We start from the raw sequence: 22,312 nt of genomic DNA, 5'->3' as shown, positions 1-22,312 counted from the left end.
TTTGAACACGGACAGCGCGGAACAACCGGAACGTACATGCAGTACGTGAGGATTGCGAGCACTGCCCAGGGACAAACTGACAAATAAGATAGCCTAATGGGTAGATTCTGAGGCTGCTGCCAATAATTAAGGGGTAATGTCGTGGATCATTTGCCTATATTTTGTCAACTACGTGACCGCGACTGCTTGATCGTCGGCGGTGGTGATGTCGCAGAACGCAAAGCGCGGTTACTGCTGGAAGCGGGCGCTCGTTTAACAGTTAATGCGCTGGCGTTTATTCCGCAGTTCACCGTATGGGCAGATGAAGGCATGCTGACGCTGGTTGAGGGGCCGTTCGATGAGTCCCTGCTCGACACCTGCTGGCTGGCTATTGCCGCCACCGATGACGATGCCGTCAACCAAAGCGTCAGCACCGCCGCAGAATCACGTCGTATCTTCTGCAACGTGGTCGATGCGCCAAAAGCAGCCAGTTTTATCATGCCGTCCATCATCGACCGCTCGCCGCTGATGGTGGCGGTCTCCTCCGGCGGGACATCGCCGGTGCTTGCCCGTCTGCTGCGTGAAAGGCTTGAATCCGTACTGCCTCAGCATTTGGGCCAGGTCGCACAGTATGCCGGCAAGTTGCGCTCCCGCGTGAAGCAGCAGTTTGCCAGCATGGGTGAGCGTCGCCGCTTCTGGGAAAAATTGTTCGTGAATGACCGCCTGGCGCAGTCGCTGGCGAACAATGACCTGAAAGCCGTCGAGGAAACCACCGAGCACATGCTCAGCGAACCACTGGATCACCGTGGTGAAGTGGTACTGGTTGGCGCTGGTCCTGGCGATGCCGGCCTGCTGACGCTGAAAGGGCTACAGCAGATCCAGCAAGCGGATGTCGTGGTCTATGACCGTCTGGTTTCCGACGACATCATGAACCTTGTACGCCGCGATGCAGACCGGGTGTTCGTCGGTAAACGTGCGGGCTATCACTGCGTACCGCAGGAAGAGATCAACCAGATCCTGCTGCGTGAAGCGCAACAGGGTAAACGCGTGGTTCGACTGAAAGGTGGCGACCCGTTCATCTTTGGCCGCGGTGGCGAAGAGCTGGAAACCCTGTGCCATGCCGGTATTCCATTCTCTGTAGTACCCGGTATTACCGCAGCCTCCGGTTGTTCCGCCTATTCCGGCATTCCACTGACCCATCGTGATTACGCCCAGAGCGTACGTCTGGTTACCGGACACCTGAAAACCGGTGGTGAGCTGGACTGGGAAAACCTGGCGGCAGAGAAACAGACGCTGGTGTTCTATATGGGTCTGAATCAGGCGGCCACCATTCAGGAAAAACTGATCGAATTTGGTATGCAGCCTGATATGCCCGTCGCATTGGTAGAAAACGGGACTTCCGTGAAGCAACGCGTCGTCAATGGCGTGCTGACCCAACTCGGCGAACTGGCGCAACAGGTTGAAAGTCCGGCGCTGATTATCGTCGGTCGTGTGGTAGGCCTTCGCGATAAGCTGAACTGGTTCTCGAACTATTAATTGAACGCTGAAAAATGCCCTGATATTGGGCTGCACCCCAAAAGTTGGACACCCAACTGAGTAAGGTGCAGTCCAATTCAGGGCATTTATTTTTCTCGCCTGTTTATCATTATTTATTCTTAAATCTGCATTAAGAAATATTCATTTTATTCACCATTAAAATACATTTATATTATAATTTATAAAAATCGCGTAAAAAAATCATTTATATCCCTGTAACTCACCAATAGGATTCACATCCTAAATAATACATGATCATTGAATAATTTGACGAAGTATGGTCATTCAGTGGCAAAATCAAAAAATACCTAAAAATAACTTTATGCCTTCAATGGCATATTCTGCACGTATTTATTTAAGGATGTCGATTATGCAAAGGAAAAAACTCATTGCCGTGGGTATTGCTCTTGCGTTGCAAACTTACTATCTCCCGGCGATAGCCGCAGATAGCAGCGACGATGACAACGATTGCCCTACTGATGTATTCGTATTATCTAAAATAGAACGCGACAAACTTTCAAAACGTTGCCTTGCCGATTATAAAACACAAGATAACCACTGGGGATGGGCCATTGGCGGTATTGCGGCGCTTGCCGCAGGAGTAGCAATTGGCGTAGACAGCAATGACCACGATGCTCATCATAGCAGTACGCCAGCAATACCCGATGGCGGCGACGTTACCCCTCCAGACGATGGTGGAGGTAATGTGACTCCTCCCGACGATGGTGGAGGTAATGTGACCCCTCCCGACGATGGTGGAGGTAATGTGACCCCTCCCGACGACGACGGTGGTGACGTGACTCCTCCCGACGATGGTGGAGGTAATGTGACCCCTCCCGACGACGACGGTGGTGACGTGACTCCTCCCGACGATGACGGCGGTGATGTAACTCCTCCTGACGATGACGGCGGTGATGTAACTCCTCCCGACGATGACGGCGGTGATGTAACTCCTCCCGACGATGGCGGCGGTGATGTAACTCCTCCCGACACCTCAGTCATTACCTTCAGCAACGGCGTCACCCTCGATAAAGGTGCAGATACGCTCCATTTTGACAACATCAAACTGGATAACGGTACCAGCCTCGGCGAAGCTACGGTCAGTTACAGCCAGCAAAACGATCAATGGCAACTCACCACGCCGGATGGCAAAACGCTGCAAATTACCGGCTGGCACGTTACCAGCGATAATGCCGCCGTAATTGAAGGGACGCAGGAAAACGGTCAGTACTGGAAGTATGACAGCCGGGGATACTTAATCCTTGCCAATGAGAACACACAAGTCATTGCTGGCGATGGCACGACCAATATCACCGATCGCGGGTTGGAGATCAGTGGCGCAAACAATACCGCTGCAATTATTTCCGGCGATAAGACCCACAACACGCTGACTGGCGATTCCACCGTTACTGGCGGCGCTGTGGGTCTGGTGATTACCGGCGATAACACGACCAATACGATTTCAGGCCATACGACAGTAGATGGGGCAACAGGCGCGCTGATTTCCGGTAATAGCACCTCCTCCACCTTTTCCGGCGACGTTACCGTCAGCGGTGGCGGCACCGGCATCGTTTTCGATGGCGACAATATGTCGATTAGCAATACAGGTATCTCCGACATTAGCGGCAAAGACTCCACTGGCTCGATTATTAACGGTAATAATGCACAAGTCGCCAACGACGGTAACCTGAACATTTTGGACGGCGCCACCGGAGCAAAAATCATCGGTGATGGCGCCATTGTCGATAACACAGGTACTTCCACCGTCAGCGGCGAAGGCTCAACGGGCCTGTATATCGACGGTGATAATGCGCTCGTTATCAATGAAGGGGATCAGGTTATTGCTGACGGTGCAACGGGTACCTATATTGATGGCGACAACGCCCGAATAATCAATACAGGTAATATGACCGTTGATGGCGCAGGTTCAACCATCTCCACCATTACAGGCAATAATGCGAGACTGACGCAGAATGGTGAGCTGCTGGTGATCAATGGAGCAGCAGGGCTCACCATCAACGGAGAGGATGGCAAACTCGTAAACAGCGGTCAAACAACGGTGAGTGGCGAAGGTTCTGTTGGTTTCGTTATTGCCGGTAAACAAAATACATTTAACAGCAACGGTGATATCAATACCAGCCTCAACGGTACGGGCGCACAGGTAAGTGGTGAGGGTTCACTGGTTTCTCTGGACGGCAATATCAACGTTATCTCCGCCCAGGACAGCGATGATATATTTCGCGGCGCAACCGGCGTGAGCATTAGCGGCAACAGCAATACGGTGAATATCGTAGGCGACGTCAACATGAGTGCCGACTATGCGCCGGATTCAAAAATTACCAGTAATACGCCACTGACCGGCGTCAGCATCAGCGGCAACAATAATACTATTGCTCTTGACGGCGAACTTAACATTGACGTTAACGACCTGGCCACGGGCAATGGGCAGTATCTGGACGCTGTTGGCCTGAACGTAACGGGCGACGGTAACAGCGCTAACATTACTGGCGGTATTGACATCACCCACAACAGCGGAACCCCGGGTTATGATTTTGTAACTATCACGGGCATTGAGATTGATGGCAACAGCGAAGTTGTGCTGAGCGGTCAATCTACTGTGGATACCACCACTATAGCAGGTGGTAGTGTCATACTGGCGCAGGTAGCCAACGGCGGTTCTCTGGTTCTGGATGAAGATTCCGCTATTGATATTAATGTCAGTTACAAAAACTCGAACTATTACACCGACAATGCCCTGCTCATGGCTAATGGGGAAGGCACATCTATTGATAACCGAGGCGATATTACCAGCAACGGCGTATATTCCGTTATGCGTGCTGATAATGGCGCTGAAATAACCAACAACGGAAATATTCTGGTCTATGCTACCAGCAGCGGCGGCGATGATAATATCGCTATTGCTTCCGCCAGTGGCAAAGAGAGTGTTGTTCATAACAAATCCGGCGGTGATATCACCGTCATAACCGATCAGACGCCAGCAGGCGACGACGGTACTTCCTCATATCCCATAGTCTGGTACACCCACACCTTCTATGCAATGCTGGCCTCCGCATACGGCAACGTCATTAACGATAAAGGCGCAACCATTCACCTGCAGGGGGCTGGCGTATATGGTGTCTCAGCCAGTAAAGGAACGGCGCTGAATGCAGGTGATATCGACCTGGACGGCTTTGTCCCGACGCTCGATGAAGAAGGCAATACCCTCGGCAGTACGTACTGGCACCCGTCATCCCTTTATCTGACCAGTTCCGGCATGGTCGCAGGCTCAACGGATAAAGGAAACGGCGACGCCACGGCAACCAATACTGGCACGATAACCGTCAACAACGCAGGCTTCGGCATGATGGCGCTCAATGGCGGGACGGCGATTAACCAGGGCATCATTACGCTGACCGCAGACGAAGGCGTAACAAAAACCGATGAAAACCAACTGGTTGGCATGGCGGCATTAAACGGTGGTACGGTGGTGAACGACACGACCGGGGTTATCAATATTTATGCTGATTATGGCAAACCATTTTTTGCCGATAGCAGCAGCATGGTAATTAACTACGGTACGGTCTGTATCGGCGATGATTGCCAGGACAGCGCGGAATATAACCCAACCGATACAAATGTCTCGTTGAACTATGCTGACGGTCTTATCACCGCCGAGGGTGAAAACATGACGTCACCCAATAACATATATGTTTCCGGTAAAGTGGGTAATGATGGCACGGTCAACACCGATAATATCTCTGTTATTGAGAGTGGCAATCTTTCGAATAACACCAGCGGTACGCTTAATAGCGATATCAGTCTTGATAAGGGAATGCTAACTAATAACGGAGAGATTTCCGGTACGGTTTCCTCCCAGGGCGGTACGATTACCAACAGCGGTAAAATAGGCTCTGTTGATGCGGAAGGCGGGAGCACATTCACGAACGGTGGCGAAGTTACCGGCACATTAACCGTAGGTGGCGGCTCAACGGTCATTAACGGTAACACAGCCTCTGTTAACAAAGTCGAGATGTGGAAAGGGACGCTGGATAACCAAGGGTATATTGGCACACTGATGCTGGAAAACACTACTGGCGTAGTGAGCAATGAAGGTACGATTAACAAAATCAATTTCAACGCTGCCACCGTATTTAACAACAACGGTACGGTAAATGATGCAGCCATAGCCCAGGGTGCCACCTTCAATAATTTGAGCAGTGGCGTGCTCAGCGTGCCGGAAGATATGTGGAAAGGAACGCTGAACAACTGGGGCGAAGTTGATGGCACGATAAATATCGCCAGCAGTGCGTTTACCTTCTATAACGCAGGAACGTTCAACGGTAAGGTTAAAACCGCCAGCGCAAATGGCGGTAAGGTAATTAATGATGGCGTTATCAACGCCAGCGGCAATAACACCGTCGCCATGTCAGCTTCCGGCAGCGCAAAAATGGTAAACAACGGCGTAATTAATCTGGGTGCCGAAGGCACCAGTGATACCGGCATGGTAGCGATGCAGCTGGAATCCAACGCCAAATCCGATGCCGTCATCGAAAACAATGGTGCGATTAATATCTATGCCAGCAACTCCTACGCCTTTAGCCAGTTGGGCAGCAACGGTCATATTGTCAACAACGGCACGGTTTATATCGACGACAGCGTGACAAACTCCGGCTTTATCAAGCAGCAAGGTAAAACCATCGAAGGCAGCGGCGAAAACGGCGACGGCACGGAAGTGCATTATGTTGATTTTACCGCCCCGACAGAGCCCACCGTTAACAACGGCACGACAACCGTGACCGCTGACAGCACCGCCGCATCGTCAGGGACGAACGATCTCTCCGGCTACGTGGTCGGTACCAGCGCCGACGGCAGCGCAGGCCAGTTGAAAGTGAGCAACGCCAGCATGAATGGCGTCGGTATCAATACTGGCTTTACCGCAGGCACCGCCGATACTACCGTCAGCTTTGACAACGTGGTCGAAGGCAACAACTTGTCAGATGCCAGCGCAATCCAGTCCACTTCTGTCGTGTGGAACGCTAACGGCAGCCAGGACGCCGACGGTAATGTGGACGTCACCATGACCAAAAACGCCTACGCGGATGTCGCAACCGACAGCAGCGTATCCGATGTGGCAAGCGCCCTGGATGCGGGCTACACCAACAACGAGCTGTACACCAGCCTCAACGTCGGCACGACCGCCGAACTCAACAGCGCACTGAAGCAGGTCAGCGGCAGACAGGCGACAACCGTGTTCCGGGAAGCACGGGTATTAAGCAACCGCTTTACGATGCTGGCCGATGCCGCGCCGCAAATTAAAGATGGTCTGGCGTTCAACGTGGTGGCAAAAGGAGATCCACGCGCCGAGCTGGGCAACGATACCCAGTACGACATGCTCGCATTGCGCCAGACGTTGGATCTGACCGCCAGCGAGAATCTGACGCTGGAGTACGGTATAGCGCGTCTGGACGGTGACGGTTCGCAGACGGCGGGCGACAACGGCCTGACCGGTGGCTACAGCCAGTTCTTTGGTCTGAAGCACAGCATGGCGTTTAATGAAGGTCTGGCCTGGAATAACAGCCTGCGTTATGACCTCCACAACCTCGACAGCAGCCGCTCTGTCTCTTATGGCGATACCAACAAAGTAGCGGACTCCGACGTACACCAACAGTATCTTGAGTTCCGCAGCGAAGGGGCGAAAACCTTCACGCTGATGAATGATACGCTGAAAGTCACGCCGTACGCCGGGGTGAAATTCCGTCACACGCTGGAAGGCGGCTACAAAGAGCGCAGCGCGGGGGACTTCAACCTGTCGATGAACGCTGGCAGCGAAACCGCCGTAGATTCCATTGTCGGAATGAAGTTCGACTACACCGGTGAAAATGGCTGGAGTGCCAGCGCCACACTGGAAGGTGGACCGAACCTGAGCTATGCGAAAAGCCAGCGTACCGCGTCGTTGCAAGGTGCCGCAGGCCAGTCCTTTAGCGTAGACGACGACCAAAAAGGCGGCGGCGTCAACGGTCTGGCGACGGTCGGCGTGAAGTACAGCACCAAAGATGCCAGCCTGAATCTGGACGCTTACCAGTGGAAAGAGGACAACATCAGCGATAAAGGCTTTATGTTGAATTTCAGAAAAACATTCCGCTAATTAATTAAACCCAGCAGCCTGGTATTATTTATTAATACCAGGCTTTTTTATTTGAATCCAATTCACTAATCGTATGTTTTATATATAAACAGACATGTCCTTTTCTGGACTACTTAAAGTTTATGTTAGTTGATATCTTAACCGTCGAAAAATGGATTTCATCCATTTAGAAATAGATATCTAACAAGGATTTTGACATGTTTAAATTTGCAAAGATCACTATTGTTGCTGGGGTTCTGGCTACACTGACCGCGTGTACTGGTCATATCGAAAACAAAAAAAATAACTGCAGCTACGATTATTTCCTGCATCCAGCAATTTCAATTTCTAAAATTATTGGTGGCTGTGGCCCGGCTGCAGATCAGTAATAGAAGCGATTGCGCAGATACAAAAAACCGGGAGCTTCCCGGTTTTTGCATTTATAGATTAGATGCTCATTCAAACGTCATCGCACTCACGCTTTCTCGCAAAATACGCAGCACCGTCTCTTCTCCACTGCGGTTTGGATTGATACGAATCGCATAATCGCCCAACGACGGGTTCGCTTCGCGAAACGTCCCCGAAAGGCGATAGAACAACGGAGGGATCTCATACTTCGACTCAGCCCCCACCGGGTATGGCAGCGCACCTCTCTCTTGCGCCGCTTTCAGCACACGGGCGGCAATCGGCTGATGAAACTCCACAATCAGCACCTTCGACTGGGCATTAGCGATAACCGCCTTTTTCACCTCGGGTAGCACGCCGCTATTGAGAATCGTTAGCAGCCGTTCGGAAACGCCAGCCTGTACTGCATGCATCACTGGCGCGAAAACCAGGCCACGAAGCACTTCCAGCGCCTGCGCCCCCTGGATCTGGCTGCCGCCGGAATAAAACGTCGCGCGGATTTTAGCGATAGCCTCCGCCTTGCCGACCACCGCTCCGACGCCTTCCGGGCCGAAGAGTTTAAAGCACGAAAAAGTAGACAGCGTCGCCCCACATTCACAGCCTATACCGTCAACTTTCATCACCGCGTAGTTATCATCGGTTAATGTCGGTACGCCGCACCGCGCAATTTCCGCCAACACCTCGGCTAACACGTAACGATCCTGCGGTTGCTGACGCGTATGCTGCACCAGCGCGGCATCAGGGCGATGCTCCGCAACGACCTGCTTTATGGTCTTAAGATCGTTGAAATCTGCCCTGACGAGGATAATACCCATCTGCTCGATGAGCACCTGCGTTGTGGGGTAAACAGGCGCGTCATGAACCAGCAGCCGCTGGCCGGGTTTGAGTAACGCAGCCAGCCCGGCACGAATAGCCCCGGTGCCAGCCCCCTGAACCAACGCTGCGGCCTCAGCATGAAACGCCTCAGCCAGTACCTTTTCCACACGCTGCGTGACCCGAGGCTGATTCAGCCCCGGGACCAGCCCCAAATCACCACCCGCCAGAAAATCAGCGCCAGGAAAGTGACGGCAGAGCGTATCCACCAGCGCAAACTGCTTTTGCTGTGCCTGCGCGAGCGTCAGGCTTTGCAGAGGAAACGTCTTCATGCTTTAGCCTCCTCAGGCCGGAACAAACAGACCAAACCAGTAGAGAATATTCAGCACAATACCGGTGATCATCACCGCCACGACCGGCGCGGCCATCTTCTGTACCGGACGTCCAATCGATTCGTTGAGGAAGTAGATCGCTACCGCAATCGAAAAGCCGGTATAACCTGCCATCTTGATAGCGGCAAAAATCGAGCCTATCAACAGCGCCATTTCCATCAGCATATTCATCGCATTACGAATATTGTCCGATGCGTTACGTACCGATGGATAACGCCCCAGCCATTTACCGATAGAGCGCAGCAGCAGCACTTCAGCTGAAATCACGATCGCGCCCAGGATTGCCGCAATCCACGGGTTCGGCGCCAGGTAGCCAACGGAATAAACGAAGGTGAAACCCGCTACCGCATAAACGCCCGTCGCCAGCGCCGTTGTCGCAATCATCGGCACAAAGCCCAGCCCGCGCATAAACTCCGCCAGGGCAGCCTGATTCACCAGCGTCTGCGACTGCTCCGGCGTAATCCCCGCCGAATAGGCTTTTTCCAGCGTAAAAATTGAAACCTCGCTGCCAGCGAAAATCTTCATACTGGCGACGGCGGCAATCAGTGCGCCGACAATGGCGATGTACGGCAGGTTTTTTATAATCCGCGAGGTTCGTTCTTCAAAGACCGATAGCCCGCTGGCATCCATCTCGTCATCGCCGCGGTGGCGAATATCATGCGTAATGGCGATCGCCAGCAGCATCATCATCCCCACAAAAATCTCAATTGATTCCGGGTTCAGATGCGGGAAGTAACGCACCACCACCACGCGGGTCATCAGTACCACCACCGCCGCGATAATGCTGTGCTTCCAGCCAAACTGGTAGAAAATCGCCACCAGCGGGAAGAGTGCGAATGCGGAAACCACCGGAGAACTCAGTTCACCGAGGCTACCCAGTACATCAACCGGCAGCGCCGTGAGCAGATGGTTCACCGGCAGCAGGCAGGTCAGAATCAATACGCCCCAGATAGCGCCCAGACCGAACGCCAGCAGGCTGTTCATCGCCAACACGCCGAGAATATCCGTCGGTAGGAACAGCAGCCAGGCGTTGAGCAAGCCGGTTTTCAGGGTAAAAGAGATCCCCACCGACGCCACAAAGCCAATACTCAGACCAAACGCGATACTTCCCGCCTCACGGCGGTTCATGTACCCCTCGATCAGCTGCGGCAGAATCGGACGGATACCGTCATGAAAGACAGCCGCCGAGCGATGTGCCAGAAGTGACGTCATGCCGGTCAGGCAGGCCACCACCACAATCTGAATATACAGATCCATAGTCATGCCTTTTATTTCAGGTGGTTAACCAGCATCGGAATCGCATGTTCAACATGTTCGACGGAGAGACCAAAAGCCACTTTCCCTTCCGCAACCATTTTTGCGATATGTTCGTCTTTCGCCTTAATACCCGGCTTGGCGATAGTGCAGCTTTTGTTGTAGCCAATCACCGCAATGGCAATCGACAGCGCTGCACCCGCGCCGGTGTTACAAGCGCCGATGTAGTAATCCAGTTGTCCGGATTTCACCTTCATCGCCGCTTCCATATCGTTATGAATGGAGACTTCAAAGCAGCCCGGAGCTGCGGTTTCGATGGTCTTTTTAATCTGCTCACGCTGTAAGCCAGCAACGCCAATCTTTTTCATGATTCTGTCCTTATTGGAAAAATTGTGAGGGGTTATCACGCAACATCGTGTCCACATCGGCCTGGCTGAATCCTGACTGGCGCAACTGTGGGATAAAAGTGGTTAACAGATAGTCATAGCCATTGCCGCCATTGGCTTTTAAATGCGAGCGGCGGGTAATGTCCATGGAGAGCATCACGCGATTAAGCAGCCCGCGATTACGTAGCTCATGCAGCATGCCAATGCGGTTCTCGTCCGGGTAATAGTTGTTTTTACCGATGGTATCGAATTGCACATACGCACCGAGATCGATCATGCGTAAGATATTGTCGAGGTTATCTTTCAGGTCGCAGTGACCAACGGTTACGCGGGAAAGGTCGACACCGTGAGCCTGTAGCAACACCAGCTGTTCCAGGCCCATGGTGCTAAAAGAGGTGTGGGTCGAGATGGGGCGTCCGGTTTCGATGTGCGCCCGCGCCGCGGCGATAAATACCTTCTCTTCAAGCGGCGTAATCACCCCTTCGCTGGAACCAATTTCGGCGATAATTCCGGCCTTCAATTCAGCGCCATCTATACCGATGACAATCTCATCGACCATCTCCTGCGCGAGCTGTTCCACGCTGCGGGCCGCGACATGTTCAGGAAAGAACGCATCCTGGTAATAGCCTGTGCAGGCCATCACGTTAATTCCGGTATCGCGCATCAGGTCGAGCATGAATTGCGGATTACGCCCCATATAGCGGTTGGTCATCTCAATAATGTTGCTGACGCCCAACGCCCGGAGATCCTTCATTTCCTGACAAATGAGATCGTACTGATCTAACCGGCAGTCGAGATTATTCTTGAACCCGGAGAGATCAATATGCAGATGTTCGTGGACCCAGGTGTAGCCCGTCGGATCAAAATTCATAAGGTGTCTCCTGTAAGGCGTAATGCCGAAAGAAAAGAGCTGCCGTTTTGTGGTGCCGCCGCGCCGAAAAATTCACATACCGTAGCGCCAACGTCAGATAACGTCGCCCGGACGCCTAATTGCGCAGGCTCTAACCCCTCCCGATACACCAGAACCGGTACAACTTCCCGGGTATGGTGGCTGTGACCGATGGTCGGATCGTTGCCGTGATCGGCCATAACCACCAGACAGTCATTTGGCTCCATAGCGGCCAGAAGGCGTGAAAGATTAAGATCAACAAGCTGCAGCCGTTCGGCATAACGTGCTACGTCTTCAGCGTGCCCGGCGAGATCGGTTTCCTGAATGTTGGTACAGATAAATACCGTCGATTCCGCGTTAAATTCGTTAAGCGTGATATCCATGATCTGCTGACTATCCACCAGGTTTTGCCAGCTGCGCCCGTGTGGATTGCCAACGATGTCCGCCACTTTACCGACCAGCACGGTAGGGATCCCGGTGTCATGCAGTTTTTGCGGTACCTGTACCTGCTCATCGACGCCAAAACCCATATGCCTGACCTGGAAGCCATTTTCATAGGCGCCGGAACGTGGAGCGTTAATGCCGATAAAGCGTCCCTCTTTGGTCTCGGCGGCATCCAGAATGCGCTGGCTGTCTGCAAGCTGACCGCCAAACGCAATCACGCGCCCAACCTGAACCTGCTCACGCACCACGTGGCCTATCTTTAGCACCTCATCAAACGGGATAACGGCAAGATTGGCGGTAATGTTGTAGACCTGACCTAAATCCGCTTCGAGGTTATCGCCCACTGCAACCGCATCGTTGACCCAAAGAAACGCCAGATCGCCGCCGCGACGTTCCACCTGCCAGCCCGCGGCTTTCAGCGCTTGCTCAACGCTATCAATGACGTCGCTAAATGGCATCCGCAGCGGGGCCTGAGGCCGCGTACCTAAAATCTCCTGATGGCCCATAAAGGTATCTCCCCCTTCATGCTGTAGCTCTGCAACGCCCCAGACTGCCGATGCTGACGGTTTCATCACGCCCGGGGCAAAGCCCAGAGCGTTAATCAGCCCCAGCTTCTCTAGCGTCGGCAGGCGTAACTGCGGGAGTTCTCCCAGGATATGGCCACAGGTATTCGCTCCTGCATCCTGCGGCCTGACCAGCGTGACGTCTTTCATGGCGCCAACGCCGAAACTGTCGATTACTAACACCACGAATCGGGCCATTAGTCCTCCAGAATATTGCCGAGACTGTCGTAACGCGCGACGATTTCAGCTGCACCGCGCTGAATGCCCGATACCAGCACCACGTCGCTACGCGTCACGAAGATCTGGGTGCGAAAACAGAAGATCACCGCACTGCTCACCGGAAATTCCCCGGCAACAGGCAGGTAGTAGTCAATACTGCTGTCGTCCACGGGTTTTAGCTTCGCTGCGATCGGCGTGTCACTTTCTGGCGTAAAGACCAGCGCATTTTGCGCATGGCCGCGACGGTAATAGCCGCCACCGTAGCAATAACTGTCTCCACGAAAATTGTGCGATACCTCGCTCAACCACAGCATCGCAATGCGCTCCGGCTGGTCGCCTTTTTGATTGGAAGGAATGGTGCCGGTCAACGCATGACCCGGCTCCGCATGGGTGACGCCATATTCCGCCAGCAGGGGGAGTGACGAACAGCTACTGGCTGACGGCGCATTAAGCTGCTCAATGGCAATCCCGGCCTCAGCCAACTGACGTCGGGCATTTACCAGCGTATGCAGATTAGGCGTCGGCATAGTCTGCGCTGAGTTTTCATCCCATAACAGGCAGGGGAAATGAGTGAGGCCGCTCAGACGCAGACCCGGAAGCCTGCGGATTTCATTGACCACATCCGTCAGATACATCAGCGGAAATCCGCTTTCCTGCCCCGGGTAGAGAAAATCATCCTTGTCGTACACCTTCAGCATCACGTTCTGTTCACAACCGGCCTTCACTGCAGCAGCGGAAACTTCGCGCGCTTTCTCCAGTGAGAACAATGTGATGACTTCAGTACCCTGCGCTACAGCCTCATTGACCAGCCGCGACGGGATCTGCACCAGATGTCCCTGATGCGCAACCGGCAACCCGGCACGGCGCATGACGCGACTCTCCTTGTAATCGACAACCACGATGCCTTCATAGCCAAGCTGCAACAGCTTCTCCGCCAGCCACGGGTTACGTCCTACCTGTTTGGTCATCAGATACAGCGAGATACCATGTTGCCTGGCGACATCCAGCAGACGTTTGCCATTCTCAATGACCTGGTCAACATCAATGACCCAACTGTCAGGTGCGATCTTTCCCTGCTGCCATAACGCGATAGCAGCCGAGATTAGCGCGGGGTTCTGGCGTTTCAATGCGTCTATAAACATTTCTCTGCCTCGTTTCTAATCCTTCAGTTAAATATTCATTTTTTTGAATATTTAAGGTGCAATAAGCTCATTGCCCATTGATTTCAGACGCCTTCGTTCGCCGCCATCCACAATCCATACAAGTTCGCCAGCATATAGCCTTCTTCATTGGTGTGCAGCGCCACCGTAAACTCTTTCATCAGCGCCTGATGTACCAATAAAATAGTTGGCCAGAGATGAGATTGCGCCAACTCCTCCAGCAGCTCACCATCCAGCGCTTCAATCACTTCGCCCTGGCGACTGCGCATTAACGCACTCGCCATATGGGTCATCGCCATGGTTCCTTGCTCACTGTAAATCGGCAAACGCCACTCTTCATCCAACCGCCTGACCACCTGCAGCATGCCGCTACAAATATCCTTGTCGATAACGCCTGCTTCACACAGCAGGTTAAGCCTGTTTTCCATGTCGTTTGCCTTCACTTAATAACTGGGTTCCTGTTCACCGTTCGCCACACGCTGTTGGTGGGCAAGCAGCGCCTCTTTGTTAACAACCGCCCGCAGTAGCTGCTGCATCGGATAATCCTCTGCGCGGGTCAGTACCACGGCCTCCGTGGCCTGCAGAAATCGCGGATCGTTGGTGAGCGGCGTGGCTTCTAACCCCAGTACCGCCAGCTCGGCCTCTGCAACCACGTTCCAGATAACCGCATCCACATCCCCTTTCGCGATGCGCTGCAAGCTTTCGTGATAAGGCATATCGATCAATTCAACGTCACGGTTGCCAAAACAGGCCTCGGTCATGATTTTCTGATCCGCCGAACGGTTATCGAGTCCGACACGTTTTACATCTGCAGATTCGCCCTTGCGACAAATCAGCTGATGCTCGCCGACGTAGGTATGCGGTCCCAGCGCCAACGTGATGCGCAGTCCGTCCTGAGCAAGGTAACTTTCCGCCGCCAGACGAGAAACCACCGCCATGTCGTAGACGCCGTTTAGCAGGCATTCCACACGAATATCAGCCCCACGCATGTGTGCGTAATAAAACGGGATCCCATCGAACTGCGCCTTCAGCCCACTCGCCAGTCCTTCATATAAACGGGTGTAGGGCAGCGGCATCGCACAGACCACGTTATTAATATCCACATGCTTCAGCAGCGTACGGTTATCCATCTCCACCAGATAGCTACCGTTACGCCCGCGACGCTCAATACGGATCGCCCCTGAGGATTCCAGCGTTTTCAACGCAGCCTGGGTTAACCCTACCGATGAGTGACACTCGGCTGCCAGTTCATCAATAGTTTTCAATCTGTTACCGCACTTCTCACCGAGCAGGTAGCGGGCCAGGGTTGTCAGCACAACCCCCTCTTTCTTGATAAATGTCCGACGCATTTTATATTTTCAGTAAATTGAATATTTATATCTTCATTAAAGTGAAAATATAACGCAATGAGGAAATATGCAAATGGCGAGGCGCTTCACATTTTTTGAGGTTCACAAACCAACAGGCGAAAAAAAACCGGGCGTAACCCGGTTTCTTCAGTATTGCAGGGAGCATTACGGCTTGGCGACAAAACCAATCGCTTCGTAAACGGCTTTCAGCGTAACAGATGCGCGGGCGCTGGCTTTTTCCGCACCTTCTTTCATCACTTTCTGCAGGAAAGCTTCATCGTTACGGAAACGGTGATAACGCTCCTGAAGCTCGGTCAGCATACCGGAAACGGCCTCTGCGACTTCACCTTTCAGATGACCATACATTTTGCCTTCGAAGTGCTGCTCCAGCTCCGGAATGCTCTTACCGGTGACCGCAGAGAGGATATCCAGCAAGTTGGAAACACCCGCTTTGTTCTGCACGTCGTAGCGTACAACAGGCGGCTCTTCAGAGTCGGTCATCGCGCGTTTGATTTTCTTAACCACAGATTTCGGATCTTCCAGCAGGCCGATCACGTTGTTGCGGTTGTCATCCGACTTGGACATTTTCTTCGTCGGCTCCAGCAGCGACATTACGCGCGCGCCGGATTTAGGAATGAACGGCTCAGGCACTTTGAAGATGTCGCCATACAGGGCGTTGAAGCGCTGGGCGATATCGCGGCTCAGTTCCAGATGCTGTTTCTGATCTTCGCCAACCGGTACCTGGTTGGTCTGATACAGCAGGATGTCTGCCGCCATCAGTACCGGATAATCAAACAGACCGGCGTTGATGTTCTCCGCATAGCGCGCGGATTTGTCTTTGAACTGGGTCATACGGCTCAGCTCGCCGAAGTAGGTGTAGCAGTTCAGCGCCCAACCTAACTGTGCATGCTCCGGTACGTGAGACTGCACGAAAATGGTGCTTTTTTCAGGATCGATACCGCATGCCAGATACAGCGCCAGCGTATCGAGCGTTGCTTTACGCAGCTGCTGAGCATCCTGACGAACGGTGATGGCATGTTGGTCAACGATGCAGTAGATGCAATGGTAGTCATCCTGCATGCTCACCCACTGACGCAGCGCACCCATATAGTTGCCAATGGTCAATTCACCTGAGGGCTGTGCGCCACTAAAAACGATGGGCTTAGTCATTTTTTGATTCCTGATTTTCGCTATGCGGAAGCCCGAGAGCGGGCAGTAGTTCATTAATACGGTCGTAAATAACGTCGGGCTGGCTCAGCGCGATTGACTCGCCGTAGTTGTAGCCATAGGTCAGGCCAACGGACGGACAGCCAGCAGCTTTTGCCGCCTGAATATCATTGCGTGAATCCCCTACGAAGAGCATTTGCTCAGGCTTGATGCCAAGCTTACTTGCCACCAGCAGCAGCGGATCCGGATGCGGTTTTTTATTCTGCACGTCGTCACCACCGATGACCACGCTAAAGTACTTGGCAATATCTAATGCTTCGAGCAATGGCGCGACAAACGGGGTCGGTTTGTTGGTCACCAGACCCAGCGGCAATCCTTTCGCATGCAGTGCGCCCAGCGTGTCGGCAACATCAGGGAACAGGAATGTCCCCTCTTCTGCGACATCGCCGTAGTATCTGTCGAACAGCTTACGCAAAATACGTACCTGCTCCTCGGCGGGAATATCATCATCAACGGGCGGTTTACCCATCGTTTTACGTAATGTTGCGCGCTCCTGACGGGACCACGTTAGCGCGCGTTCCATCAGTACATCTGCACCATTACCAATCCAGGTGATAACGCGTTCTTCTCCGGCAACCGGCAGTTCCAGCGCATATAGCGCCATGTCCACCGCTGCGGCTAATCCCGGCGCGCTGTCGACCAGCGTGCCGTCGAGGTCAAATGCAGCGCCCCGAATATCCTGAAACTTATCCATGACTTACCTTCGCCAGTTCATTGCGCATTTCATCAATGACTTTTTTGTAGTCTGGTTGGTCGAAAATGGCGGAGCCTGCGACAAACATATCTGCGCCTGCCGCGGCAATTTCACCAATGTTATTCACTTTGACGCCACCGTCCACTTCGAGGCGGATATCGTAGCCAGATTCATCAATACGACGACGCACTTCGCGCAGCTTATCCAGCGTTTGTGGGATGAAGGACTGTCCGCCAAAGCCTGGGTTAACGGACATCAGCAGGATCACATCGAGCTTATCCATGACGTAGTCCAGATAGCTCAGCGGTGTTGCCGGGTTGAACACCAGACCCGCTTTACAGCCATGCTCTTTGATCAGCTGTAAAGTGCGATCGACATGCTCGGAGGCTTCCGGATGAAAAGTAATGATGCTGGCGCCAGCGGCGGCGAAGTCCGGGACAATACGATCGACCGGTTTCACCATCAGGTGAACATCAATCGGGGCGGTGATGCCATATTTACGCAGCGATTTCAGTACCATCGGTCCGATGGTCAGGTTCGGTACGTAGTGATTGTCCATGACGTCGAAGTGCACGACATCGGCACCGGCAGTCAGCGCTCTCGCGGTGTCCTCACCCAGGCGGGCAAAATCAGCCGACAGAATTGAGGGGGCGATCAAATACTGTTTCATCCGCTTCTCCTTGAGATTTATTTCTTCGCAGGCGTTACGACTCCTGGTTTATACAGTGCCAGCAGTTCGTTCACCTTTTTACGCGTGCCGCCATTGCTGCTTATGCTGCGCCGCACTTTGACCTGAAAATGTTTCGCCGCTCGGTACCATTCACGGGTATCGGGCGTATCGTGGTTCGAAATTAACACCGGGATCTGCTTACTGACCAGCTTTTCTGCCATCTCGGCCAAATGCGCCTGCTCTTTCGGGCTAAAGCTGTTGGTGTGATACGCAGTGAAATTTGCCGTCGCCGAAAGCGGTGCATAAGGCGGGTCACAATAGACCACAGAGTTGCTATCCGCACGGTTCATGCACTCTTCATAGGAGAGGCAATGGAACTCCGCATTCTGCGCTTTCTCAGCAAAATGGTACAACTCGGCTTCTGGGAAGTAAGGTTTTTTATAACGCCCAAACGGGACGTTAAACTCGCCGCGCAGGTTATAACGGCACAATCCGTTGTAACCAAAGCGGTTCAGATACAAGAACAGTACTGCTCTGCGGAACGGATCCTCGCTGGCATTAAATTCTTCTCTGAACCGATAGTACACCTCAGCCTGGTTGGTTTCAGGCATAAACAGCTCACGCGAAGCCTGCACATACTCATCGGTACGCGTCTTCACGATGTTATAGAGACTGATAAGGTCGCTGTTGATATCGGCAAGAATATAACGAGAAAAGTCGGTGTTGAGAAACACCGACCCGGCACCCACGAAAGGTTCAATCAGGCACTCACCCTGAGGTAAATGCCGTTTGATATCATCAAGCAGGGGGTATTTCCCCCCTGCCCATTTCAAAAAAGCGCGATTTTTTTTCATGCTGACTAACTAATTACACCTTCTCCGGCTGTGGAGAAAGCTCCGACAGCATCCTGCGCTTTAGTCTTTGTCCCGCAATTGGGCGAAACATCAAACCATTGCAGAACATATCCTATCTTACTTCAAATCGGCCTGAACCTGATGCAGCGGTTTTGCCCACGGGTTTTTCGCCTGAATATCAGCGGGTAACGTAGACACTGCACGTTTCGCATCTTCTTTAGACGCATACACGCCTGTCACCAGAACATACCACGGTTGACCGTTACGCGTCGTCTGGTACACCACGTAGTTCTTCAGGTTTTCTTTCTTCGCCCAACCGTTCAGGTTGTCGTAATTAGAAGAACTGCTGAGCTGCAGCGTGTAATGGCTGGACGGCGCAGATTTTAACGCTCCAACATTACCTGCACTTTTCGCTCCGCCAGCAACAGGCGTTGTTGCTGTCGCCGTTGGCGCAGGCGTTGCAGTCTGTGCTGGCGCAGTTGTGGTTGCTTTCGGCTCAGCGGTCGCTTTCGGCGTAGCGGTTACCACAGGTGCTTTAGTTGTGGTGGTCGGCGCGGTAGCAGTTACGGTTGGTTTTGCCTGGGCAACAGGTTTCGGCTCTGTCGGCGTCGCTTTCACCGTAGTTTGCGGTTTGCTCTTCGGCTCAATGACGGCCTGTTTGCGTTCCTGATGCGAAGCCGCAGGACGTTCAGTCGTTTCCGTTTTCGCAGTCTGGCGCACAGCATTACCATTACGCATCGGCGCAACGGTCGCAGGTTCGGTCGGCAGCGTAGAGTTAACCACAACGTTGTTAACCTGTTCCTGACCTTGCGGTTGCGTCAGAGCGTTGTTCAAATCGCCCTGCACTTCAACACGCTGCTGCCCTTCAGTTGCCGCAGGTGCCTGACCTTGAGTCGGGGTAGAGGAAATCGGTGGCAGGGAAACATCCTGCTGGGTATTGCCAGCGGTCTGCTCAGCGCCCGTTACAGGTGTCGTTGCACTCGCCTGATCCGTTGCATTGCTGCCAGAGAGATCGATGCTCTTCTCGCCAGATGCTGCCTGCTCATTGGAAGAAGATGAGGGGGCTTTCAGTGCAGAACCAATGCCGATAATCAGCAACAGCAGTACCAAAACACCCACGCCCATCATCATATACTGGCGGGAGGCAGGCTTGCTGACGGCTTTCTTACGTTTGCGCGGACGACGTTCTACACGCTCTTCATCCACCGCATCGTCATCAGATTGATACTCTTCTTCAATGTCCTGCTCTTCATCACGCTCTTTGCGTGCGCGCGCAGGACGGCGATCGTCAGCATCCAGATCAACATCATCAAAATTGATTTGCGGCTCATTATCGCGTTCAGACGATTGACGAGAACGACCAGTACGACGATCGCTGGGATCGGGTTTCAGCTCGTCTTCTGGTTTGAATTCATCCATTTAACACCCCACTCAAAGGTTAATGCTTACGACTTTGCACATAACCTGAAGCTAAAAGACCTACGTTTCGCAACGTAAGCCTGACCTTTCTTGTTGTTACGCCTGCTGGCAATCAGCAATAGCGTTAAGAACCACCTCGTGCGACACTCCGCCGCGCACTTCACTCTTCCCTATCGCTCGCGGAAGCACCAAACGAATCTCTCCCGCTAACACTTTTTTATCTCGCAGCATGTGCGGCAGATAAGCCTCGGTGGACATTTCACGCGGCCCATTCACCGGTAAGCCTGCTCGCTGTAACAGCGTAATGATGCGCTGCGTATCAGCGGAGGTGAACTGACCCAAACGTTCTGACGTACGGGCAGCCATTACCATACCTGCGGAGACTGCTTCACCATGTAACCAATTGCCATAACCCATTTCAGCTTCGATCGCATGGCCAAACGTGTGTCCCAGATTCAGTAAAGCACGTAAGCCCATTTCACGCTCGTCTGCTGCGACAACTTCTGCTTTCAGCTCACAACAACGACGGATACAGTACGCCATTGCCGGACCATCCAGACGCAGTAACGCATCCAGATTGTCTTCCAGCCAGCTGAAAAATTCACCGTCAAGAATGATGCCGTATTTGATCACTTCCGCCAGCCCCGATGCCAGCTCACGCGCAGGAAGCGTTTTCAGGCAATCGAGATCCACCACCACGGAGGCCGGTTGGTAAAACGCGCCAATCATGTTTTTACCGAGGGGATGGTTTACGGCGGTTTTGCCGCCAACGGAGGAGTCGACCTGCGACAACAGGGTTGTCGGGACTTGAATAAAACGAACACCACGTTGATAGCTGGCTGCCGCAAAACCGGTCAGATCGCCAATCACGCCGCCGCCAAGGGCAACTAACGTGGTATCACGACCGTGCGGTTTTTGCAGTAACGCGGTGAAAACCGTATCCAGAACCGTCAGGCTTTTATACTGCTCGCCATCGGGAAGGATAACGCTATCAACGTTAACACCCGCCTGTTCAAGTACGCCGCGAACCTTATCGAGATAAAGGGGAGCCAGGGTTTCGTTGGTCACCAACATAACCTGATCGCCCGATTTCAGCGGTAAGAATGAAGCTGGCTCATTGAACAAACCAGCCGCGATGGTGATAGGGTAACTACGTTCCCCGAGAGTGACTGTGATCCTCTCCATTACGCGACATCCACCTTAGTTACTTGTACCCGCAGACGAGTGTGTATTCAGCCAGAATTAGTTGCTTTCCAACATATGAATAATCTGGTTTGCTACGACTTTTGCGCTCTGATCGTCGGTGCGAATGGTCACGTCAGCAATCTCTTCGTACAAAGGATTGCGTTCGTCAGCCAACGCTTCCAGAACTTCACGAGGCGGTGATTCTACCTGCAGCAGCGGGCGTTTCTTGTCACGTTGAGTACGTGCAAGTTGTTTTTCAATTGTCGTTTCAAGATAGACCACGACGCCACGCGCGGAAAGACGGTTACGTGTTTCACGTGATTTTACAGAGCCACCGCCAGTTGCCAGCACAATACCCTGTTTTTCCGTCAACTCGTTGATGACTTTTTCTTCGCGATCACGGAAGCCGTCTTCACCTTCTACATCGAAGACCCAGCCCACATCAGCTCCGGTTCGTTTCTCAATCTCTTGATCAGAATCGTAAAATTCCATATTGAGTTGTTGAGCTAACTGGCGCCCAATAGTGCTTTTTCCGGCACCCATAGGCCCAACCAGAAAGATATTGCGTTTCTCTGCCATTTTTTCGGTACTACTAAGACTATTCGTTAATGGTAAACCCGCTTCGCAGACACCCAGCGCAGCAGGACATGAACTGAAACCTCATAAGATATTGCGAGAGTCAGACTGAAAATTATCTCAATACTCAAGCGGGTTTGGCAACTGAATAAATCACCAAACCTAACGCATTTC

Annotated in this window: 18 protein-coding genes; 3 read left to right on the top strand and 15 right to left on the bottom strand. The window is 52.7% G+C overall.

Features of this window, described 5'->3' with window-relative positions; translation table 11 throughout:
• Positions 1-141 precede the first annotated feature (141 nt).
• From cysG to IB222_RS01745, 3 genes are all read left to right on the top strand, one after another.
• Positions 142-1,515, top strand: coding sequence for a siroheme synthase CysG (gene cysG, locus IB222_RS01755; protein WP_148361401.1), 1,374 nt, complete (start codon positions 142-144; stop codon positions 1,513-1,515).
• A gap of 370 nt (positions 1,516-1,885) precedes the next feature.
• Positions 1,886-7,660, top strand: a complete 5,775-nt coding sequence (locus IB222_RS01750) for an autotransporter domain-containing protein (RefSeq protein WP_149384423.1) — start codon at positions 1,886-1,888, stop codon at positions 7,658-7,660.
• A gap of 197 nt (positions 7,661-7,857) precedes the next feature.
• Positions 7,858-8,028, top strand: a complete 171-nt coding sequence (locus IB222_RS01745; protein ID WP_042311973.1) for a YhfL family protein — start codon at positions 7,858-7,860, stop codon at positions 8,026-8,028.
• 66 nt (positions 8,029-8,094) lie between these two features.
• On the opposite strand, the gene IB222_RS01740 is transcribed toward IB222_RS01745, so the two are convergent.
• The 15 genes from IB222_RS01740 to aroK form a co-directional block, all read right to left on the bottom strand.
• Positions 8,095-9,189 (bottom strand): aminotransferase class I/II-fold pyridoxal phosphate-dependent enzyme, encoded by a 1,095-nt coding sequence (locus IB222_RS01740; protein ID WP_148361399.1) that lies wholly within the window; start codon positions 9,187-9,189, stop codon positions 8,095-8,097.
• A gap of 12 nt (positions 9,190-9,201) precedes the next feature.
• Positions 9,202-10,506, bottom strand: a complete 1,305-nt coding sequence (locus IB222_RS01735) for a YhfT family protein (protein ID WP_126317308.1) — start codon at positions 10,504-10,506, stop codon at positions 9,202-9,204.
• Between the two features lie 11 nt (positions 10,507-10,517).
• A complete protein-coding gene (locus tag IB222_RS01730) occupies positions 10,518-10,871 on the bottom strand; it encodes a DUF2620 domain-containing protein (protein WP_003023576.1) in 354 nt (117 codons plus the stop codon).
• A 10-nt stretch (positions 10,872-10,881) separates the two neighbouring features.
• Entirely contained in the window at positions 10,882-11,760 is an 879-nt protein-coding gene (locus IB222_RS01725; protein ID WP_149384422.1) for a phosphotriesterase-related protein, read from the bottom strand.
• Entirely contained in the window at positions 11,757-12,983 is a 1,227-nt protein-coding gene (locus tag IB222_RS01720) for a phosphopentomutase (RefSeq protein WP_149384421.1), read from the bottom strand. Before IB222_RS01720 ends, IB222_RS01725 begins: the two co-directional genes overlap by 4 nt.
• Positions 12,983-14,146: a YhfX family PLP-dependent enzyme gene (locus IB222_RS01715; RefSeq protein ID WP_126317305.1), complete on the bottom strand. Its 1,164-nt coding sequence runs from the start codon at positions 14,144-14,146 to the stop codon at positions 12,983-12,985. The genes IB222_RS01720 and IB222_RS01715 overlap by 1 nt, the downstream gene beginning before the upstream one ends.
• 83 nt (positions 14,147-14,229) lie before the next feature.
• Entirely contained in the window at positions 14,230-14,592 is a 363-nt protein-coding gene (locus tag IB222_RS01710; RefSeq protein WP_126317304.1) for a PRD domain-containing protein, read from the bottom strand.
• 15 nt (positions 14,593-14,607) lie between these two features.
• On the bottom strand, positions 14,608-15,513 hold the full coding sequence (gene yhfZ, locus IB222_RS01705; protein WP_126317303.1) for a GntR family transcriptional regulator YhfZ: 906 nt from the start codon (positions 15,511-15,513) through the stop codon (positions 14,608-14,610).
• A gap of 165 nt (positions 15,514-15,678) precedes the next feature.
• Positions 15,679-16,683, bottom strand: coding sequence for a tryptophan--tRNA ligase (gene trpS / locus IB222_RS01700; protein WP_003827687.1), 1,005 nt, complete (start codon positions 16,681-16,683; stop codon positions 15,679-15,681).
• Positions 16,676-17,434: a phosphoglycolate phosphatase gene (gph, locus tag IB222_RS01695; protein WP_003827686.1), complete on the bottom strand. Its 759-nt coding sequence runs from the start codon at positions 17,432-17,434 to the stop codon at positions 16,676-16,678. The genes trpS and gph overlap by 8 nt, the downstream gene beginning before the upstream one ends.
• Entirely contained in the window at positions 17,427-18,104 is a 678-nt protein-coding gene (gene rpe / locus IB222_RS01690) for a ribulose-phosphate 3-epimerase (protein WP_003023561.1), read from the bottom strand. The genes gph and rpe overlap by 8 nt, the downstream gene beginning before the upstream one ends.
• A gap of 17 nt (positions 18,105-18,121) precedes the next feature.
• Positions 18,122-18,958: an adenine-specific DNA-methyltransferase gene (gene dam, locus IB222_RS01685; RefSeq protein ID WP_003827684.1), complete on the bottom strand. Its 837-nt coding sequence runs from the start codon at positions 18,956-18,958 to the stop codon at positions 18,122-18,124.
• Positions 18,959-19,075: 117 nt separating this feature from the next.
• Positions 19,076-20,377 carry a cell division protein DamX gene (damX, locus tag IB222_RS01680; RefSeq protein ID WP_149384420.1) on the bottom strand — a complete coding sequence of 434 codons (1,302 nt, stop codon included), beginning with the start codon at positions 20,375-20,377 and terminating at the stop codon, positions 19,076-19,078.
• A gap of 96 nt (positions 20,378-20,473) precedes the next feature.
• Positions 20,474-21,562: a 3-dehydroquinate synthase gene (gene aroB, locus IB222_RS01675; RefSeq protein ID WP_063941382.1), complete on the bottom strand. Its 1,089-nt coding sequence runs from the start codon at positions 21,560-21,562 to the stop codon at positions 20,474-20,476.
• A 57-nt stretch (positions 21,563-21,619) separates the two neighbouring features.
• On the bottom strand, positions 21,620-22,141 hold the full coding sequence (gene aroK, locus IB222_RS01670; RefSeq protein WP_003023552.1) for a shikimate kinase AroK: 522 nt from the start codon (positions 22,139-22,141) through the stop codon (positions 21,620-21,622).
• Positions 22,142-22,312 lie beyond the last annotated feature (171 nt).

Origin of the sequence: Citrobacter sp. C13 (assembly GCF_014596815.2) — a bacterium.
Classification (GTDB): Bacteria; Pseudomonadota; Gammaproteobacteria; order Enterobacterales; family Enterobacteriaceae; genus Citrobacter; species Citrobacter portucalensis.
Note: the sequence above shows the minus strand (reverse complement) of the source record. Positions and strands in the feature narration are given on the sequence as shown.

What these genes read in the sequence shown, in the direction of transcription:
- IB222_RS01750 (WP_149384423.1), top strand. Translation starts at nt 1,886, where the DNA reads ATGCAAAGGAAAAAACTCATTGCCGTGGGTATTGCTCTTGCGTTGCAA.
- IB222_RS01745 (WP_042311973.1), top strand. Translation starts at nt 7,858, where the DNA reads ATGTTTAAATTTGCAAAGATCACTATTGTTGCTGGGGTTCTGGCTACA.
- IB222_RS01740 (WP_148361399.1), bottom strand. Translation starts at nt 9,189, where the DNA reads ATGAAGACGTTTCCTCTGCAAAGCCTGACGCTCGCGCAGGCACAGCAA.
- IB222_RS01735 (WP_126317308.1), bottom strand. Translation starts at nt 10,506, where the DNA reads ATGGATCTGTATATTCAGATTGTGGTGGTGGCCTGCCTGACCGGCATG.
- IB222_RS01730 (WP_003023576.1), bottom strand. Translation starts at nt 10,871, where the DNA reads ATGAAAAAGATTGGCGTTGCTGGCTTACAGCGTGAGCAGATTAAAAAG.
- IB222_RS01725 (WP_149384422.1), bottom strand. Translation starts at nt 11,760, where the DNA reads ATGAATTTTGATCCGACGGGCTACACCTGGGTCCACGAACATCTGCAT.
- IB222_RS01720 (WP_149384421.1), bottom strand. Translation starts at nt 12,983, where the DNA reads ATGGCCCGATTCGTGGTGTTAGTAATCGACAGTTTCGGCGTTGGCGCC.
- IB222_RS01715 (WP_126317305.1), bottom strand. Translation starts at nt 14,146, where the DNA reads ATGTTTATAGACGCATTGAAACGCCAGAACCCCGCGCTAATCTCGGCT.
- IB222_RS01710 (WP_126317304.1), bottom strand. Translation starts at nt 14,592, where the DNA reads ATGGAAAACAGGCTTAACCTGCTGTGTGAAGCAGGCGTTATCGACAAG.
- yhfZ (WP_126317303.1), bottom strand. Translation starts at nt 15,513, where the DNA reads ATGCGTCGGACATTTATCAAGAAAGAGGGGGTTGTGCTGACAACCCTG.
- trpS (WP_003827687.1), bottom strand. Translation starts at nt 16,683, where the DNA reads ATGACTAAGCCCATCGTTTTTAGTGGCGCACAGCCCTCAGGTGAATTG.
- gph (WP_003827686.1), bottom strand. Translation starts at nt 17,434, where the DNA reads ATGGATAAGTTTCAGGATATTCGGGGCGCTGCATTTGACCTCGACGGC.
- rpe (WP_003023561.1), bottom strand. Translation starts at nt 18,104, where the DNA reads ATGAAACAGTATTTGATCGCCCCCTCAATTCTGTCGGCTGATTTTGCC.
- dam (WP_003827684.1), bottom strand. Translation starts at nt 18,958, where the DNA reads ATGAAAAAAAATCGCGCTTTTTTGAAATGGGCAGGGGGGAAATACCCC.
- damX (WP_149384420.1), bottom strand. Translation starts at nt 20,377, where the DNA reads ATGGATGAATTCAAACCAGAAGACGAGCTGAAACCCGATCCCAGCGAT.
- aroB (WP_063941382.1), bottom strand. Translation starts at nt 21,562, where the DNA reads ATGGAGAGGATCACAGTCACTCTCGGGGAACGTAGTTACCCTATCACC.
- aroK (WP_003023552.1), bottom strand. Translation starts at nt 22,141, where the DNA reads ATGGCAGAGAAACGCAATATCTTTCTGGTTGGGCCTATGGGTGCCGGA.